The sequence below is a fragment of the Amycolatopsis sp. PSD-21 genome (assembly GCF_055561455.1).
Genome location: NZ_CM145712.1, coordinates 5,975,531 through 5,991,594, shown reverse-complemented (window position 1 = coordinate 5,991,594; position 16,064 = coordinate 5,975,531). Strand labels below are relative to the sequence as shown.

Annotated in this window: 17 protein-coding genes and 2 riboswitches; of the genes, 12 read left to right on the top strand and 5 right to left on the bottom strand. The window is 69.7% G+C overall.

Annotated elements, in window-relative coordinates; genetic code table 11:
* Positions 1-49: 49 nt before the first annotated feature.
* Positions 50-1,054 carry a peptidase gene (locus tag ACZ1DY_RS27945; RefSeq protein WP_465481388.1) on the bottom strand — a complete coding sequence of 335 codons (1,005 nt, stop codon included), beginning with the start codon at positions 1,052-1,054 and terminating at the stop codon, positions 50-52.
* Positions 1,055-1,086: 32 nt separating this feature from the next.
* A riboswitch (cobalamin riboswitch) is annotated at positions 1,087-1,212 on the bottom strand.
* Positions 1,213-1,324: 112 nt separating this feature from the next.
* Positions 1,325-1,392, top strand: a riboswitch (cobalamin riboswitch).
* An 89-nt stretch (positions 1,393-1,481) separates the two neighbouring features.
* Between ACZ1DY_RS27945 and ACZ1DY_RS27940 the strand changes: the two genes are divergently transcribed.
* From ACZ1DY_RS27940 to ACZ1DY_RS27915, 6 genes are read left to right on the top strand one after another with little or no spacing between them, the layout of a single operon-like run.
* The gene (locus ACZ1DY_RS27940) at positions 1,482-3,926 is read left to right on the top strand and encodes a hypothetical protein (protein ID WP_465481387.1); all 2,445 of its coding nucleotides are present in this window, start codon (positions 1,482-1,484) and stop codon (positions 3,924-3,926) included.
* Entirely contained in the window at positions 3,923-4,501 is a 579-nt protein-coding gene (locus tag ACZ1DY_RS27935; protein WP_465412895.1) for a flagellar hook-length control protein FliK, read from the top strand. The genes ACZ1DY_RS27940 and ACZ1DY_RS27935 overlap by 4 nt, the downstream gene beginning before the upstream one ends.
* Complete coding sequence (locus tag ACZ1DY_RS27930; RefSeq protein ID WP_465481386.1) at positions 4,498-5,418, top strand: ABC transporter substrate-binding protein; 921 nt, start codon at positions 4,498-4,500, stop codon at positions 5,416-5,418. The genes ACZ1DY_RS27935 and ACZ1DY_RS27930 overlap by 4 nt, the downstream gene beginning before the upstream one ends.
* Positions 5,418-6,530 carry an energy-coupling factor transporter transmembrane component T gene (locus tag ACZ1DY_RS27925; protein WP_465481385.1) on the top strand — a complete coding sequence of 371 codons (1,113 nt, stop codon included), beginning with the start codon at positions 5,418-5,420 and terminating at the stop codon, positions 6,528-6,530. The genes ACZ1DY_RS27930 and ACZ1DY_RS27925 overlap by 1 nt, the downstream gene beginning before the upstream one ends.
* Positions 6,527-8,122, top strand: a complete 1,596-nt coding sequence (locus ACZ1DY_RS27920; RefSeq protein WP_465481384.1) for an ABC transporter ATP-binding protein — start codon at positions 6,527-6,529, stop codon at positions 8,120-8,122. The genes ACZ1DY_RS27925 and ACZ1DY_RS27920 overlap by 4 nt, the downstream gene beginning before the upstream one ends.
* Positions 8,119-8,946 carry an ECF transporter S component gene (locus ACZ1DY_RS27915; protein ID WP_465481383.1) on the top strand — a complete coding sequence of 276 codons (828 nt, stop codon included), beginning with the start codon at positions 8,119-8,121 and terminating at the stop codon, positions 8,944-8,946. Before ACZ1DY_RS27920 ends, ACZ1DY_RS27915 begins: the two co-directional genes overlap by 4 nt.
* On the opposite strand, the gene ACZ1DY_RS27910 is transcribed toward ACZ1DY_RS27915, so the two are convergent.
* Together ACZ1DY_RS27910 and ACZ1DY_RS27905 are read right to left on the bottom strand one after the other, a co-directional pair.
* Positions 8,930-9,307 (bottom strand): hypothetical protein, encoded by a 378-nt coding sequence (locus ACZ1DY_RS27910; protein WP_465481382.1) that lies wholly within the window; start codon positions 9,305-9,307, stop codon positions 8,930-8,932. The two genes, ACZ1DY_RS27915 and ACZ1DY_RS27910, sit on opposite strands and share 17 nt — an antisense overlap.
* A gap of 26 nt (positions 9,308-9,333) precedes the next feature.
* Entirely contained in the window at positions 9,334-9,939 is a 606-nt protein-coding gene (locus ACZ1DY_RS27905; RefSeq protein ID WP_465481381.1) for an SRPBCC family protein, read from the bottom strand.
* A gap of 109 nt (positions 9,940-10,048) precedes the next feature.
* Here ACZ1DY_RS27905 and ACZ1DY_RS27900 point away from each other — a divergent pair, with 109 nt between their 5' ends.
* The 4 genes from ACZ1DY_RS27900 (at position 10,049) to ACZ1DY_RS27885 (ending at position 12,125) form a co-directional block, all read left to right on the top strand.
* On the top strand, positions 10,049-10,690 hold the full coding sequence (locus ACZ1DY_RS27900; RefSeq protein WP_465481380.1) for a TetR/AcrR family transcriptional regulator: 642 nt from the start codon (positions 10,049-10,051) through the stop codon (positions 10,688-10,690).
* A 78-nt stretch (positions 10,691-10,768) separates the two neighbouring features.
* Positions 10,769-11,347 carry a hypothetical protein gene (locus tag ACZ1DY_RS27895; RefSeq protein ID WP_465485720.1) on the top strand — a complete coding sequence of 193 codons (579 nt, stop codon included), beginning with the start codon at positions 10,769-10,771 and terminating at the stop codon, positions 11,345-11,347.
* A gap of 115 nt (positions 11,348-11,462) precedes the next feature.
* A complete protein-coding gene (locus ACZ1DY_RS27890) occupies positions 11,463-11,759 on the top strand; it encodes a hypothetical protein (RefSeq protein WP_257485745.1) in 297 nt (98 codons plus the stop codon).
* A gap of 132 nt (positions 11,760-11,891) precedes the next feature.
* Entirely contained in the window at positions 11,892-12,125 is a 234-nt protein-coding gene (locus ACZ1DY_RS27885) for a hypothetical protein (protein ID WP_257485746.1), read from the top strand.
* Positions 12,126-12,129: 4 nt separating this feature from the next.
* Here ACZ1DY_RS27885 and ACZ1DY_RS27880 read toward each other — a convergent pair whose 3' ends face one another.
* The gene (locus ACZ1DY_RS27880) at positions 12,130-12,354 is read right to left on the bottom strand and encodes a hypothetical protein (protein ID WP_257485747.1); all 225 of its coding nucleotides are present in this window, start codon (positions 12,352-12,354) and stop codon (positions 12,130-12,132) included.
* 233 nt (positions 12,355-12,587) lie between these two features.
* Here ACZ1DY_RS27880 and ACZ1DY_RS27875 point away from each other — a divergent pair, with 233 nt between their 5' ends.
* Positions 12,588-13,421, top strand: a complete 834-nt coding sequence (locus tag ACZ1DY_RS27875; RefSeq protein WP_465481379.1) for a hypothetical protein — start codon at positions 12,588-12,590, stop codon at positions 13,419-13,421.
* A gap of 15 nt (positions 13,422-13,436) precedes the next feature.
* Positions 13,437-14,150, top strand: coding sequence for a hypothetical protein (locus tag ACZ1DY_RS27870; protein WP_465481378.1), 714 nt, complete (start codon positions 13,437-13,439; stop codon positions 14,148-14,150).
* A gap of 123 nt (positions 14,151-14,273) precedes the next feature.
* Here the strand turns inward: ACZ1DY_RS27870 and ACZ1DY_RS27865 are convergent, their stop codons facing one another.
* The gene (locus ACZ1DY_RS27865) at positions 14,274-15,929 is read right to left on the bottom strand and encodes a glutamate--tRNA ligase (RefSeq protein ID WP_465481377.1); all 1,656 of its coding nucleotides are present in this window, start codon (positions 15,927-15,929) and stop codon (positions 14,274-14,276) included.
* Between the last annotated feature and the right edge of the window lie 135 nt (positions 15,930-16,064).

Sequence of the window (16,064 nt, the reverse complement as noted above, 5' to 3'; positions counted from 1 at the left end):
TCGTGAGTTACGCCTCCAAACACGCGAGTCACGTCTCTGATCACGCGAGTTACGGGCAGGCCAGGACCGGGGCCTGCGGACGTCCGCCGCCGTGCAGGTCGCTCAGCGGAACCCTGGCCAGGCCGAGGATCGCCTGCGCGGTCGCGCGCGGGGCGGTCGACGGGTTCAGGCCCGTGGCGTCGTAGGCGATCGCGCCGCGGTCCGCCTCGGCGCCGGCGCAGCCGGTCTGCAGCGACCGCAGGAATTCCCGCGCCTTGATCGCGGCGGCGGGGCGGTGCCCGGCCAGCGCCTGCGCGGCGAGGCCGGTGCTGTTGGCGTTCGGCGCGTCGGTGGCGAAACCGAAGCCGCCGTTCGGGTGCTGCTTGGTGACCAGCCAGGAGGTGCCCTCTCCGGCGTTCACCGCGTCACCGGTGGCGCGCAGGGCCTGGACGACCGTCGCGGTCGCGTCGACGTCGCTCACGCAAGTCGCTTCGCCGAAGTTCAGGGGGAAACCGCCGTCCGGGCACTGGCTGCCCGCGAGGAACGCCACGGCCCGCGCCGGCGCCTCGCCGGTGCGGTCCAGCGCCAGCAGGGCGAGCGACTGCGAAAGAGCGTTGGAGTAGTCGCCGTATTCGGACCGGTCGGAGAACCGGCCGGACGGCGTGAGCAGCGAGAGCAGGCCCGCCTTCAGATCGACACCGCCGAACGACGCCGGGTCCTTGCCGCGGATCTGCGCGGCGAGCAGCAGCTTGGCGTGCGCGCCCGCGTACGCCTCCGTGCCACCGCCGACGTAGGCCGTGGTGATCTCCGGTTTCGCCAGCCACGCGATCGCCTTGCCCGCGTTCGTGTCCGACACCCCGGCGGCGGCGAACGCGAAGATCGCGTCGATCGTCAAACCCTGGTCGGGGAACTTCTGGCCGCCGAAGTCGGCTTCGAACCGTTCCCCGTCGGTCATCTGCCTCGCGAGCCAGCCCGCGGCGGCGTCCGCCTTGTTGTGGGTGGCCGCGGCCGCCGCCGGAGCGGCGACCAGCCCGATGCCGCACAGCAGCACGACAGCGAAAACCAAACGTCTCATGAGAACCCTTTCCCGCATTTCCACGACAGGAGTCGGTGACACCGCGCGACGTGGGTGACCGGGCTCGCCTGGAGGCACACCGTTGCGGGACAGCGCCGGACTCTCACCGGACTTCCCCCACGACCGCGCTGAATCGGACGAACCGAAGAGTACCGCCGAGCGCGAAGGACCGGTGTGATCCTGATGACCGACCTGGTCAGCGGTGCCTGCCGGAGGTGATCGAGTGTTAACCTCGCCTCGCTCGACAACAGAACACCGCCGCCCGTGACGGGGAAGCCGGTCGAAATCCGGCGCTGTCGCGCAACCGTAGGCCCTTCACCGGGGCGAGCCGGGATACCGAACGGGCGGATGAACGAACCACTGTCGCGATAAACAGGGGTGACCGCGGCGTCCCGCGCCGTCCTCCGTCACGCCGCAAGGAGGAGCCATGCGCCGCGGGTACCTGGCCGCGATGGCGTTCGCCGTCAGCGTCGGCGTGGTCGCCGCACTGCTCACCGGGACGGCCGCCGCCGTGAACGACCTCGGCGCCGCGAAGGCGAATTCCCGCTGGCTCGCGACGAAGCTGAAGCCGGACGGCACGCTCGAGAATCCCAGCGGTGGCACACTGCCGGACCACGGCGTGATGCTCGACGTCCTTTTCGCGATGTACGCCTCGGGCGACGGCACGAAAGCCGAGCCGATCATGAGGTTCCTCGACGAAGAAGGCCACGCCACCGACTACTTCACCTGGGACGGGCTGATTCCCGGGGGCGGGTACGACAAGGTCGTCGTCGGCGGCTCGCTGGCCAAGATGCTGGTCGCCGCGCAGGTTTCCGGCCGGGACCCGCGAAACGTCGACGGATACGACCTGGTCGCCGAGACCCATGCCGCGATCATGCGCAAGGGCCCCGACAAGGGCCGGATCAGCGACTACTCCAAGGATCCGGAGCACACCGGCCCGGTGAACAACGACGCGAACACCTTCGGCCAGGCGCTCGGCGTCATCGGGCTCGCCGCGGCGGGGGAGAGTGAACGGCTCGCCATCGACAAGCTGCTGACCCAGCAGTGTTCCGAGGGCTACTTCCGCCTCTTCTTCAAGGACATCCCGACGAACGAGACCGGTGACCACGTCACGCCGGACGGCCGCAAGATCTCGACCTGCGACGAGGGGAAACCGCTCGACCTGTCGCCGTCGGACGGCGACGCCACCGGTCTCGGGCTCTCGGCGCTGCTGGCCGCACGGAAGGCGGGCGCGACCGGGCTCGACGCGCCGATCGCCAAGACCGTCTCGTGGCTCAAGGCGAACCAGACCGCCGGTGGCGGCTGGGGTGGTGGCGTCAGCACCGAAGCGCCGAACACCAACAGCACCGGCCTGATCGTCCAGGCGCTCGCCGACGCCGGCGGCGCGGACGCGGCGGTGGACAAGGGCGTGCGGTACCTCAAATCCGCGCAGGCGAACGCCGCCGCCGACTCCGGTACCAAGCTCGCGGGCGAGCTCGGCGCGATCGCCTACAACCCCGCCGACTACGAGTCCGCGCGCACGTCGGGGATCAGCGGGCTCGACACCTGGATCCGTGCGGGTGCCCAGGCTTCGCTCGGGTTGGCGCAGGTCGGCTTCTACGCGCTCGCGAAGGGTGACGTCCGGCCGCCGGCCAACGTCGCCCCGGCTCCCACGACGACCACCATCACGACCGCGGTGACGCCGCCGCCCAGACCCAGGAAGGCGGGCACGCCCACCGGCCTCCAGGTAAGGACGGAGACGGCGATCGCCATCCCGGACACGGCGACACCGCCCGTCCGCCTCGGCGCCTACCTGGCGAACCGGCTCTCCGGCGGTGACCACGTGGAGGTGGCCGAGGACGGCAAGACCTACGTCGACTACGACGCCACCGCCGACGTGGTGCTGGCCCTGCGAGCGCTGGACCAGCAGCCGGACGCGGTCGCCCGCGCGTCGCAATTCCTGCTGAAGCCGGAAGCCGTCCAGGCCTATGCCCACGGCGCGCCGTATGAGCAAGGCGAGGCGTCCTATGCCGAACCGCTCGCGAAACTCGTGCTCGTCGCCGAGTTCGCGAAGTCGGATGCCGCCGGGCCACTGCGCGCCGATCTGGTGAAGCTGCGCGGTGCCGACGGCGAGTTCACCGACACCGGATCGTTCGCCGATGCCGACGAGACCGTCGAGCGGCATGCTTGGGCGGTGCTCGCCACCGCCGCCGATCCCGGGCCCGCGGTCGAACTGCTCCTTTCGCGTCAGTGCGCCGACGGAACTTTCCCGAAGCATCTCGACACCGTGGAATGCGGCTCCGGCGACCTCGCCGCGACCGCAGCCGCGGTCACCGCGCTGGCCGCGCGGCCGCACACCGACGCCGCGCCCCCATCCCGGCGCCCGGACGGCTGGACCGAGCGGCGTGTGTCGGCGTTCGTCTCCGCGGTGGGCGCGCTCGGCGTCCGGCCGACCGGCGAGGGCGTCGTCACCGGAGAGGGCGGAGAACCGGACGTCGCGTTGAGCGCCGCCGTCGCCGCCGCACGGCAGGCCGCCGGCCTCGACGTGAGCGGAACGGCGCGGTCACTGGGCAAGCTGGTCCGAGCCGACGGCGGTTTGGCCAAGGGATCCGCCGGGGAGACCGACTTCCCGACCAGTCTGGCCGCCGCGCAAGGAGTCGCGGGCCGCTCTTGGCTGACCGCGGCCGAGTCGCCGCTCTCGCCCGCGATCCGGCTGCCGCTGACCGAGGCGAATCCGTCCGCCGCACCGGTACTGGCCGCGGAGCAGTCCGGCTCCCCGCCGTCATGGCTGATCTGGGGGCTCGCCGGACTGGCCGTCCTGCTGCTGCTCACCGTGCTCGCCCTGGTTTTCGTACTTCGCCGTTTCACCAAGAAAAAGGGGGCAACACCATGAAGAGACTGCTCGCCGTCACGTCCGTCCTCATCGGACTGATCGGGCTTTCCGCCGCACCCGCGAACGCGGTCGACACCACCAAGGGCTACAACGGGATCTGCACCGGCCCCGACGCGCTCACCGGCGTCACCGTCGTGGTCGACTTCCAAGAGCTGGACGGCAACGGCGGGACCGCCGCGCCGACGATCACCCGCTGCTCGCCCAACGCCGCGCCGGGCACCACCCGCACGGGTATCAAGGCGTTGCAGGACGCGGGGATCGCGGTCGCCGGCACCGCCCGCTGGGGCCTCGCTTTCGTCTGCCGCCTGGAAGGCCGCCCGGCCGCGACGGAGACCATCCCGCTGTCGTCCAACCCGAACTACAAGGAAGCCTGCGTCACCACGCCTTCCCCCGGCGCGTACTGGGGTTACTGGCACGCCGACGGCTCCGGGACCACCTGGACCTACAGCACCACGGGCGCCCTCAACCGCACCGTGACCCCCGGCGGTTTCGAGGGCTGGTCGTTCTCGCTGAACAAGTCGGCGACGACCAACCCGCCGCCCGGTGTCACGCCGAGGAACCCGGCCATCCCGTGAGGAAGGTCCTTCCCGTGGTGGCGGCGGTCTTCCTGATCGCCGCCACGGCACCGTCCGCGCACGCCGTCGACCAGGGCAAGGGGTATCCCGGGTTCTGCAAGGACGACACCGGGGTCACCGTGGTGGTGGACTTCCAGCAACTCGGCGGCACGGCCATCGTCCGCTGCAATCCCCAGACCACCCGCGGCACCGGGCTGGACGCGCTCAAGGGCGCCGGTTTCCAGATCGCCGGGGTGCAGCGCTGGGGCGAGTCGTTCGTCTGCCGGATCGAGAACCGCCCGTCCGCGGCCGAGAACATCCCGGTCAACGGCCGCGGGGAGTACCGGGAGCCGTGTGTCGACACGCCTCCCGCGCAGGCCTACTGGTCCTACTGGCACGCCTCGAACAACTGCGCGTGGGACTACAGCCAGTGGGGGCTCAAGAACCGCGACTTCACCCCCGGCGGCTTCGAGGGCTGGTCGTTCTCCTTGAACGCCACCGCCAAGAGCAACCCCGTCCCGCGCGTCTCCGCCGTGCGGCCCGGCACCGAGGGCCGGCCTTGCGTGCCGCGCGAAGAGGCCAAGCCCGCCACCGGCGATCCCGGCGAGCGGCAGCAGCGACCGCAGCCGGGGGACGATCCGCGGCAAACGGCCGGTGCGGAACCGAGCGCGGGAGAAGCCCCCGCCGCGGGTACGGATTCCGGCGCGCTGCCGCCGCCCAAACCGCGTCCGAGCGCCTCGGCGCGGCCGAAGGCACCGGACCCGTCGTGGAACGTCGCGTTCACCGGAGGTGAGCACGCCGAGGACGTCAACGCGGCGATCGAGCGCGAGTCCGGGGCCAGCGACTGGGCGCCGTGGGCGGCGGGCGCCGCGGTACTGGCGTTGTGCCTGGCGGGATTCCTGATGGCGCGCAGACGCAAACGCGCGCAAGGAGCCTGATGACGTCCTACTTCCTGCCGCGCGACCTGCATCCGGCCGCGTGGTGGGTGTGGGCGCTGGGACTCGCCGTCGCCGCGACCCGCACGACGAACCCGTGGCTGCTGCTGACTATCGTGGCGATCGCGGGATACGTCGTCGTGGCCCGGCGCGGAGAGGCGCCGTGGGCGCTGGCGTTCCGGCTCTACCTGTACCTCGGCGCGTTCATCGTCGCGATCCGCGTGTTCTTCCGCATCGTGTTCGGCGGTGCCGAAGGATCCACGATCATCCTGCGGCTGCCCGAGATCCCGCTGCCGGAATGGGCGGCGGGGATCCGGCTCTTCGGCGACGTGTCCGCGGAATCGTTGCTGGGCGGGCTTTACGACGGGATGCGGCTGGCGGCGATGGTGATCTGCCTCGGCGCGGCCAACGCGCTCGCGAACCCGAAACGGCTGCTCAAGGCGATGCCGCCGGCGTTGTACGAGGTGGGCACGGCGGTGATCGTCGCGCTGTCGGTGTTCCCGCAGCTGGCCGAAAGCGTGCTGCGGGTCCGGCGGGCCCGCAAACTGCGCGGCGGTTCGGGGAAGAAGAAGATGAAGGCCCTGCACACCGTCCTCATCCCGGTACTGGAGGACGCGCTTTCGCGTTCACTGCAACTGGCCGCGTCGATGGACTCGCGCGGCTACGGCCGGGCGGGGCTGGCCGAGGCGCGGACCAGGCTGATCACGGGAACGCTGATGATCGTCGGCCTGCTCGGTGTCTGCGTCGGCGTTTACGCCACTTTGGACGGTTCGACGCCCCGCTACCTCGCCGCGCCGGTGCTTTCGGCGGGAGTCGTGATCGGGCTGGCCGGCTTCCGGTCGGCGGGCAAACGGGTCCGGCGCACGCGGTACCGGCCCGATCGCTGGCACCTGCCGGAAATCGTCGTCGCCGTCAGCGGGATCGGGGTCGCGGTGACCCTGTTCGTGACCTCCAGCGTGAACCCGATGAACATGAACCCCTCCCTGATCGACCTGTCATGGCCGTCGCTGTCGTGGGCGCCGTTGTTCGGGGTACTGGTGGGCGTGCTGCCCGCGTTCCTGACCCCGGCCCCCGAACCTCCTTACGCCGCACTAGAAGAAGAAGCCCGCGCATGATCGAACTCGACCACGTTTCCTTCACCTACCACGGCCGCACCGAACCGGTGCTGTCCGACGTGACGCTGTCCATCGGTGAAGGCGAACTCGTGCTGTTCGCGGGCCGGACGGGCGCGGGCAAGTCGACGCTGCTCGCCACGATCAACGGTCTCGTCCCGCATTTCACCGGCGGCCACCTCGAGGGCACGGTGTCCGTCGACGGCGTGACGACGCAGTCCCGGCCGCCGCGCGAATTCGCGCATCTGGTCGGCGTCGTCGGGCAGGACCCGCTCGCGGGTTTCGTCACCGACACGGTCGAGGACGAGCTCGCGTACGGCATGGAGCAGCTCGGCCTCAGCCCGCAGGTGATGCGGCGCCGGGTGGAGGAGACCCTCGACCTCCTCGGCATCGCGGAGCTGCGCAGGCGCGCGCTGCGGACGCTGTCCGGCGGGCAGCAGCAGCGGGTGGCGATCGGTTCGGTGCTGACCACCCACCCCAAGGTGCTGGTGCTGGACGAACCGACGTCGGCGCTGGACCCGACCGCGGCCGAGGAGGTGCTCGCGACGCTGGCCAGGCTGGTGGAGGACCTCGGCACGACGGTGCTGATGGCCGAGCACCGGATGGAACGCGTGATCCCGTTCGCGGACCGGATGATCCAGGTCCCCGGCACCGGCGGAGTGATCGATGGGACACCGCCGGAAGTGTTGAAGGACATGCCCATCGCGCCCCCGATCGTCCACTTGGGACGGTTGGCGGGCTGGGATCCGCTGCCGATGTCGGTGCGTGACGCCCGGCGGCGCGCTTCGTCGCTGACCCTCGGGACGCCCGCCGCGCGAAGCGTCACCGTCGGCGAAGAGCTGCTTTCCGCGTCCGGGGTGGTCGTGCGGTACGGGCCGAAGGTCGCCGTGCGGGAGGTCGATCTGTCCCTGCGCGCCGGCGAAGTACTGGCGATGATGGGGCGTAACGGCTCCGGCAAGTCGTCGCTGCTGTGGGCGGTGCAGGGCTCCGGGCCCCGGCAGGGCGGCAAGGTCACCGTCGATGGCAAGGACCCGAAGACGCTGAGCAGCGCCGCGGCGAGGGCGCTCGTCGGCATGGTGCCGCAGACCGCGAGCGACCTGCTGTACCTCCAGACCGTCGCCGCCGAATGCGAAGCCGCCGACGCGGAATCCGGTGCGGAGCCGGGGCATTGCCGGGACCTGCTCGACCGGCTCGCTCCGGGGATCGATCCCGCGTCGCATCCGCGTGACCTGTCCGAGGGACAGCGTCTCGCGCTGGTGCTCGCCGTGCAGCTGTCGGCCGCCCCGCGGATCATGCTCCTGGACGAACCGACGCGCGGCCTCGACTACACCGCGAAGGCGGCGCTGGCGCGGATGATCGCTTCGCTGACGGCCGAGGGCAAGGCGATTGTCGTGGCCACCCACGACGTCGAGTTCGTCGCGACGATCGCGCACCGGGTGATCGTGATGGCGGAGGGGGAGGTCGTCTCCGACGGCCCGACCGGTGAGGTGCTCGGCGGTTCCCCGGCGTTCGCCACCCAGGTCGCGAAGATCCTCGGCGAGCCTTGGCTGACCGTCGAAGAGGTCCGATCGGCGCTCCCGCTGGAGGTCCCGTGACCACGACGGCCCCGGCGGTCCGGCTCGGCCCCCGTTCGGCGACCGTGCTCGGCCTCGCGTCGCTCGCGGGGCTGATGATGTTCGTCTGGCCGCTGCTGGTCCGCGTCGAGCCGCAGTCGATGCAGCACGGCCAGGACGCGCCGTTCGTGTTCATCGGGATCCTGCCGATCCTGATCGTCATCGTGCTGGCCGAGATGTCCGAAGGGGGCATGGACTCCAAGGCCCTCGCGATGCTCGGCGTGCTTTCCGCGGTGAACGCCGCCCTGCGGCCGCTCGGCGCGGGGACCGCGGGGATCGAGACCGTGTTCTTCCTGCTGGTGCTGGCCGGCCGGGTGTTCGGTCCCGGCTTCGGTTTCGTGCTCGGCTGCACGTCGATGTTCGCTTCGGCGCTGCTGACCGCCGGGGTGGGACCGTGGCTGCCGTTCCAGATGATGTGCTCGGCGTGGATCGGGATGGGCGCCGGACTGCTGCCGCGCCGGGTCACCGGCAAAGCCGAGATCGCGATGCTGGTGGGTTACGGGATCCTCGTCGCGTACGTCTTCGGGCTCCTGATGAACCTGTGGTTCTGGCCGTTCATCACCGACGCCGAAGTGCCGTACCACGACGGGCACATCTCCTACGTGCCCAGCGCCCCGCTGCTGGAGAACCTGCACCGGTTCGCCGTGTTCACCGTGCTGACCTCGACGGCGGGCTGGGACACGGGCCGCGCGATCACGAACACGGTGGCGATCCTGGCGCTGGGGCCCGCCGTGCTCGCGACGTTGCGCCGGGCTTCGCGGAAGGCTTCCTTCGGCGTGCTCCCTTCCTTCACTGCCCGCGATTAGTCCTCTGAATGCGGGACTTCCGGGGCACGACGTGGCAGGCCACGGCGAACGTCGCTCCCACGGCGACGATGATCGCGGCGAAGACGGGATGCATGTCCTTGGACAGGCTCTGTGCGCGTTCGGGGCCGATGGCCCACAGTGCCAGTGGCGTGGCATAGGCCGCGGTGAGGGCGATCGCGCCCCAGCGGAGCGCCTTGAACCGGGCGTCGCGCAGGGTGCCGATCAGGGCCAGGGCGACCGGGACGACGGCGAGCATCGCGAACTGGCCGATGATCATGACCGGTACGGCCCAGGCCGAGACGAGGACGGAACGCGGGAAGCGGCGGACGGTGGTTTCGCGGTCGAGCGTCGGGGTGGACATCGGTTCCTCCGGGGTTCGGAATGCGGTCAGCAGTGGGATTCGGCGGTGGTCTTGAGATCCTTCAGCCAGGCTTCGAGGCCCCAGCCGAGGAATTTGGTCGCGGTGGGCACGTCGGCCTCCACCTGGGCGCCCGCCCAGTTCTCCTCGGTGCGGACGAGCACGCCGCCCTTGACCTCGGTGAAGGTCCAGACGTGGACGCCGTTGTCGATGCTGAGGCCCTCGCCGACCGCGGGTCCGCTCCAGCGGAGGCATTCGCCGCGCTGGATCTGGTGGACGGTCGAGGTGATCGACAGCGTGGTGGCGGGGGTCGTGGCCGTCGGCGGCGCGGGCGTGGTCCAGCGGAACCGCGAGTTCTTGCGGAGCGGGCCCCGGTCGAGGCGTTCGTTGCTCAGCACCGGCTCCTGCCAGGACGGCCAGCGTTCGACGTCGGTCTGAAGCCGCCAGATCTTGCTCAGGGGAGCGTTGATCAAGGTCTCGGTCCGGTAGTGGATCGGGGCCTTCGTGTCGATGGTCTTGCCCTGGCACGAAAGCGGGGCGGGGGAAGTGGTGGCGGCCTGCGCGGGTGTCACGGCGCCACCGAGCAGGCCGAGGGCCAGGGGAAGCGCGAGGGCGGCGGTGCGGCGGAGGGTCATGCGAGCTCCTTGTTAGTGCTGATTGCGATAGTTAGAAGCTATAACCATGCGACCGTGAGTGTCAATAGGAAAAGTGATAACCTCTAACTGAAACCTGGAGGGAGTCGCCGTGAGGACGTCGCGTGAGCGGTACCGGGCCCAGGTGTGCGCCGAGATCAAGCGGTACGCGTGGGAGCAGCTGGGCACGACGGGTGTCTCCGCGCTGTCCCTCAACGCGATCGCCAAACACGTCGGCATGAGCGGTCCCGCGCTGTACCGGTACTTTCCCAGTCGCGACGACCTGATCACGGACCTCGTCCGGGACGCCTATCGAAGCCTCGCCGACGTCGTCCGGGCGGCGGCCGGTTCCGGCGGCGTGGCCGAAGTCGCCTACGCGATCAGGGATTGGGCGCTGGCGGATCCGCAGCGATACCTGTTCGTCTACGGGACGCCGATTCCCGGCTATCGCGCGCCCGGTGACACCACGGAGATCTCGAACGAGATCATGGCCGCACTGCTCAGGGTGCACGCGGACGCTCCCGGCGACGGGCGGGTGACGGCGTTCGACGGTCACGTCGAGGAGCATCGCGAATGGGCGGGCGGACTGCCGGTGTCCTCCGCGATCCTCCGTCGCGCCGTGACGTTCTGGACCCGGATCCACGGCGTCCTGTCGCTGGAGCTGGCCGGGCATTTCGCCGGGATGGGGTTCGACCCCGCCGTGCTGTTCGCCGCCGAGCTCGCCAGTCTGTCCACAAAGGACGATTCCCGCTGAGCGGGGCATGGGCGCCCGCTGTGCTAACTTCCGGGGATGCGCAAAGGATCCAGGGTTCCTTTCGGTCGTACGCTCGCGGTGATCGCGTCGATGTTCCTGGCCTCGCTGATCGGCCCCGGTGCCGTCGCGAACGCGTCCGGCCGGCACGGCTGTGAATGCGCCACCCCGTCGATCGACCGGTTGCAGCAGTGGCTCGCCTCCGGAGAGGGCGCCACGGTGCCGCCGACCGGTAGCCTGCTCGTCCGCGAACGCGGGGGTTACGCGGCCAAGGTGGACTTCCTCAACGCCGAATGGCACGTGGTCGTCGTCTGGCTGGGGAATCGGTTCGAAGCACAGGCCGATCTTTCGAAATCCGCCGGTTTCTGGATGACCTACAGCGCGACCGACGATCTCTACGTCCAGCTGCGTCCCGCCTCGAAGTGGAGCGGCGGCGACAAGTGGCTCACGAAGGTGCCGTCGACCGGCGGGAAGCTCGTGAAGAAGTTCTTCAGCTTCAAGGCGGAGGCCTGGACGACGCTGCCCGAGCTGGGGACGCCCGGGTACTCCTTCGCCTCGGCGCTGACCGAGGCTCGCGGCCTGGTCTTCGTCGGCAAAACGCCGAACCGGCTCGATTTCCGCGGCCTCTCGATCGACCGCTACCGGCCGCCCTGTCTCTGAGCACTCCTCGGTATTCACCTGTCCGGAGCGGTGATGGTCGCGCACCGTGCCCGTTTTGTCCTGTACGGTGAACGTTCAGCCGCCTGCGCACGACCGATTTTGAGGAGTACCCCAGATGAGCCTGTTCGACTCGCTGAAGGAAAAGGCCGCCGAGTTGCTGGGCGGCGCGGGCGACAAGGTCAGCGAACTGACCGGCGTCGACCTTTCCGGCGCCGCCGACCAGGTCACCCAGTCCGCCGGCGGACTGGCCGAGACCGGCCAGGGGCTCGCCGAAAGCGCCACCACCGCGGGCCAGGACGCCGTCGACTCGGCCACCGCGGCCGGTCAGGGCGTCGTCGACTCCACCGGTGCCCTCGGCGACGCCGCCACCGGGCTGGCCGGCGACGTGATCGACCCGAACGCCCGGGGCTGACCGCCCCCGGTGCCCGGTGTCCGCGAACCTCGCGGATACCGGGCACCGTCATGTTCGGCGAAAATGAGATCCGCCCGGCCGTCGTTCACCGCTACCCTGGTCGAAACTGACTGATCTGCGGGGGAGCGGACCATGGTCGGAATCTGGATAGCACTCGGAATTCTCGTGCTGGTGATCGGCGTCGCCGTCGTCACCGATCTGCGCGACCGGGGCCGGGGCGGGACACGCAAGTTCATGTTGCCGGGCTGGGCCTCGCGGCGTGCCGACTACACCGAGAACGACCTGGTCCACGGGCGCTGGACGGAAAAGTCGCCGCGTGAGCAGGACGAGGAGCACCAGCGCAAATACCGGGCGGGTGACGAATAGCGAGTCAAGCGGCAGACCTCGTCCAGCACCAGGCGGCGCGCAGCGCGGCGATCAAGGCCTCGTCGTCGGCGAAGGTCGGTTCATCCCCGACCGGCACCCAAACGCGGTCGACGACTTCACCGTGGCTGGTCCGGACGACGGAGATTCCGGGGTAGGACAACGCCGCGCCGCCGTCCTCGGCCACGCGGCGAGGTTCCCAGCGCAGCTGGACAACGCGATCAGCGCTCATCGACCACAACTTTCCCTACTTGCGTACCGGGTAAGTCGTCTGTCGGTGTCCGCGCGTTTCACGCCGTCCCTGTGACGTGCGCCCTTCGTGCTGCGGATTCCCGCGCCGGATTCGATTCTTCGCGTGAATTCCGCGGAGCAAAAGGCGTCACACGAAAGGTGGTGACCCCGATCACAGGGGTCTCTCTCATCGTGGGAACATAAGAGCCAAGGTCACCGTATCCCGGAGGGTGAATGCTCCGCAGAATGCGTCGCTGGCTCGAATTGCTCAGTCTCGGCGGGTTGGCGGTGGTCGGCTTCGCGGTCGGGATCGCGGAACAGCTCGGCCTGCTGGACAAAGTGGCGCCGAAGGGCATCTCCACGCTGACGCTGATCATGGTCAGCGGAGTGGTCGTGGTGCTGCTCATCGAGCTGACCCCGTTGCGCGCGCTGGAAGACATCCGCTCCCGGCTAGCCGGCCTCGACATCGACACCATCGCCGCGAGCCAACGCCGTTCGCACTACGGCGGCGTGGTCGAAGTGCACAAACGCTTTCCGGACGACGAGTTCGCGGCGCATATCGCGAAGGCCAAACAGGTGACGATCCTGAACACTTGGATCCCCAACCTGCAACGACTGGAAAAGGAACTGGAAGCCGCGATCGTCGACCGGCGCGCCCAGGTGCGCATCATGCTGCTGCACCCGAACTCGATGCTGGTGGGGCTGCGCGAAGCGGCGTTGGACCGGAGCGACGGCGCGGGCAAGACCTTCGTGAGCACGGGGATCGTGGACTGTCTGGAGACCCTCGCCCGCCTGCACAGGCGGCTGGCGAAACGTCAGGCCAACCTGAAGGTGCGGGTGTTCAACTCGCAGGCCTCGGTCTCGGTGTACCGGGCCGACGGGCGCTACCTGGTCAGCATGTTCCTGCACGGCCAGCTGGCGATCGACTCGCCGCAGTTCGAGATCGAGGGCACGCACGACACCGTGCTCGGCGAACAGATCCAGCGCGAGCTCGACACGTTGTGGGACATCGGCCGCGACGTGGACCTCGCCGACTGGAACCGAAGCATCGACATGATCCGTTTCTGAGCAAGAGGTGTAGTGATGCGCGAACTCGACGAGTACGAAGACGGTTTGATCGAGCGGTTCCGGCGGCATCCGGCGCTGCGCGGCGTCACCGAGCTCTCGCCGGAGGACCTGCGGGCCGTCCTGCTGCAGCGGCGGTTCCTGTCACTGGCCTTCACCATGGCCTACGACCTGGCGATCGACCTGCTCACCGACGAGCAGTCCAAACGGATCGCCCGCGTCATCATCCGCGAGGAGTACCCGGACAACACTTCGCCCGGCAGCACGCCTTCGCACCGCGAGGACCTGATGGCGGACATCCTCGCGCTGGGCGTCCCGCGGGAAGCGCTGGTGCGGTCGCGGAGGTCACTGGCCACGACGGCCTGCATCGACACCACCATGGAGCTGATCGCCTCGGCAGGCGACTCGAAGTACGCCGACGTCGAACTGCTGACCATCCTGCGTTTCTGGGGCGAGGTGCTGGTTTCGGTCGAGTACGGCGAACTGTGGCGCCGGATCGGCCCGGTGCTCGGCGACAAGTCCGTCTTCTATTACCCGCACCATGTGCACGACGCGAAGTCCCGCCCGCTCGCCGCCGCGTCCCCGCTTTCGCTCACCCATTCCGATCAGCTCGGCTTGCGGCTCGTGCAGCTGATCGACTCGAGCGAGGCGCGGGAGCGGTTCCGGGAGACCGAGGATGCGGTCGTCGCGGTCAAGACGGCTTTCTACGACCAGTTCCTGCCCGCCTCGTGAGCGGCCCCGGCCCGGCACTCCAACAGGGCCCCTAAGTACATGAAGGCCCCCTTCCTTGCGCCAGGCGCAAGGAAGGGGGCCTTCATGTACTGGGGAGGAGCCTGCTGGCGTTCACGGACCGGGTCACTCGGCGACGAGGCCGGAGAACCGGCCCAGCGTCTCCTCGCGCCCCAGCGCCTGGGTGATCGCGTGCAGGTCGGGGCTCCGGGTCGAGCCCGTGATCGCGATCCGGATGATCTGCGACGCCTCGCGAATGGAGCCAGGGAAGCCTTCCGGGTTCTTCTTGAACTCCTTGGCGTTCTTCGCGAAGCCGTGCTTCGCCGCGACCTCGCGGATCTGCTGGAACCATTCCTGGCCGTCGTCGAGCTGCTGGTAGTTCTCGACGAAGTCCCGCGCCACAGCCCGGACGACAAGCGGATCGACACCGAGGGCGGCGATCCGCTCGTCGTCGGCGCTCGCCACGGCGGCGTGCAGCTGCGGGAAGAAGAAGCCGTAGACGGCGCGGAACTCGCTCCACTTCTTCAGGTCCTTGCGCGGGTTCTCGGCGCCGTCGCGCTCGACGGCGAGCGCGCGGAGCGCGAGCTCCGGCTCGGCGTCGAGGACGGTCCGCAGCTCCGGGTCGAACCGCTCCGCCCAGCCCCGGACCTCTTCGAGGATCTCGGCGCCGGTCAGCGTGGCGATGTGGTCGGCCGAGATGTCGTCGAGTTTGACCAGGTCGACCAGCGGGCCGGCGACGCCGCATTCCTCGAGCTTGATCGGCTCGGCCAGCGCCTGGTCGAGCGGCATCTCGGCGAGCCGTCCGTTGGCGAGGCCGCGCAGGTAGTAGAGGACGGCCTTGGTGGGGTAGCCGGACTCGATGTAGAAGTCGACGCTGGCTTCCGGGTCCTTGCGCTTCGACAGCTTGCGCTTGCTGCCGCCCTCCTGCTTCATCAGCGGCGCGATGTGCGCGTACGTGATCGGCTCGAAGCCGAGCGCGTCGAACAGCTGCTGGTGCACCGGCACCGACGAGATCCACTCGTCGCCGCGGATGACCAGGTTGACGCGCATGAGGTGGTCGTCGACGGCGTGCGCGAAGTGGTAGGTCGGCAGCCGGGGGCTCTGGTCGGAGCTCTTGAGGATGACGACGTCGTTGCGGTTGGCCTCGGCCTCCAGCGGGCCGCGGATGGCGTCGGTGAACCGCGCGCGGGCGCCGGTGTCGTCGGGCGCGCGGAACCGCACGACGTACGGGTCTCCGGCGTCGAGCTTGGCCTGGACGTCTGCGGGGTCGGCGTCGCGCCAGATGGCCCACGAGCCGTAGTAGCCGGTCGGCAGCTTCGTCGCCTGCTGCCGGGCGGTGATCGCCGCCAGTTCGTCCTTGGTGGCGAAGTCGAGATACGCGCGGCCGCTACGGAGCAGATGACGGACGTAGGTCAGGTAGATCTGCTCGCGCTCGGACTGCTGGTACGGGCCGTAGTCGCCGCCGCGGTGGATGTCCTCGTCGGCGGCGAGGTCGAAGTAGGCGAAACCGCGCTCGAACTGCTCGATGGCGCCTTCGACCTCGCGGGACCGGTCGGTGTCCTCGACCCGGACGAGGTAGCGGCCGCCGCTGCGGCGGGCGACGTCCTGGTCGATGGTGGCGACGTAGACGCCGCCGATGTGGACGAACCCGGTCGGCGAGGGGCCGAAGCGGGTGACCAGGGCACCCTCGGGGAGCTCGCGGGCGGGGTAACGCTGTTCCCAGTGCTCGGGCTCGGGCAGGTCGGCGGGGAAGAGGGCGTCGATGACTGCTCGGTCCAGCATGGCGGTTCAGATCTCCCGGCGTCGCGGTGCATGGCGGTTTTCGCCACCGAAGAGCCTAACCGTCCGGCCTCCCGGCCTGGTGAGGGTGGGTCCCGAAGCCGGATCGAGACGTGCTTTTTCGTCGGTGCCCCCCGG

What these genes read in the sequence shown, in the direction of transcription:
- ACZ1DY_RS27945 (WP_465481388.1), bottom strand. Translation starts at nt 1,054, where the DNA reads ATGAGACGTTTGGTTTTCGCTGTCGTGCTGCTGTGCGGCATCGGGCTG.
- ACZ1DY_RS27940 (WP_465481387.1), top strand. Translation starts at nt 1,482, where the DNA reads ATGCGCCGCGGGTACCTGGCCGCGATGGCGTTCGCCGTCAGCGTCGGC.
- ACZ1DY_RS27935 (WP_465412895.1), top strand. Translation starts at nt 3,923, where the DNA reads ATGAAGAGACTGCTCGCCGTCACGTCCGTCCTCATCGGACTGATCGGG.
- ACZ1DY_RS27925 (WP_465481385.1), top strand. Translation starts at nt 5,418, where the DNA reads ATGACGTCCTACTTCCTGCCGCGCGACCTGCATCCGGCCGCGTGGTGG.
- ACZ1DY_RS27920 (WP_465481384.1), top strand. Translation starts at nt 6,527, where the DNA reads ATGATCGAACTCGACCACGTTTCCTTCACCTACCACGGCCGCACCGAA.
- ACZ1DY_RS27910 (WP_465481382.1), bottom strand. Translation starts at nt 9,307, where the DNA reads ATGTCCACCCCGACGCTCGACCGCGAAACCACCGTCCGCCGCTTCCCG.
- ACZ1DY_RS27905 (WP_465481381.1), bottom strand. Translation starts at nt 9,939, where the DNA reads ATGACCCTCCGCCGCACCGCCGCCCTCGCGCTTCCCCTGGCCCTCGGC.
- ACZ1DY_RS27890 (WP_257485745.1), top strand. Translation starts at nt 11,463, where the DNA reads ATGAGCCTGTTCGACTCGCTGAAGGAAAAGGCCGCCGAGTTGCTGGGC.
- ACZ1DY_RS27885 (WP_257485746.1), top strand. Translation starts at nt 11,892, where the DNA reads ATGGTCGGAATCTGGATAGCACTCGGAATTCTCGTGCTGGTGATCGGC.
- ACZ1DY_RS27880 (WP_257485747.1), bottom strand. Translation starts at nt 12,354, where the DNA reads ATGAGCGCTGATCGCGTTGTCCAGCTGCGCTGGGAACCTCGCCGCGTG.
- ACZ1DY_RS27875 (WP_465481379.1), top strand. Translation starts at nt 12,588, where the DNA reads ATGCTCCGCAGAATGCGTCGCTGGCTCGAATTGCTCAGTCTCGGCGGG.
- ACZ1DY_RS27870 (WP_465481378.1), top strand. Translation starts at nt 13,437, where the DNA reads ATGCGCGAACTCGACGAGTACGAAGACGGTTTGATCGAGCGGTTCCGG.
- ACZ1DY_RS27865 (WP_465481377.1), bottom strand. Translation starts at nt 15,929, where the DNA reads ATGCTGGACCGAGCAGTCATCGACGCCCTCTTCCCCGCCGACCTGCCC.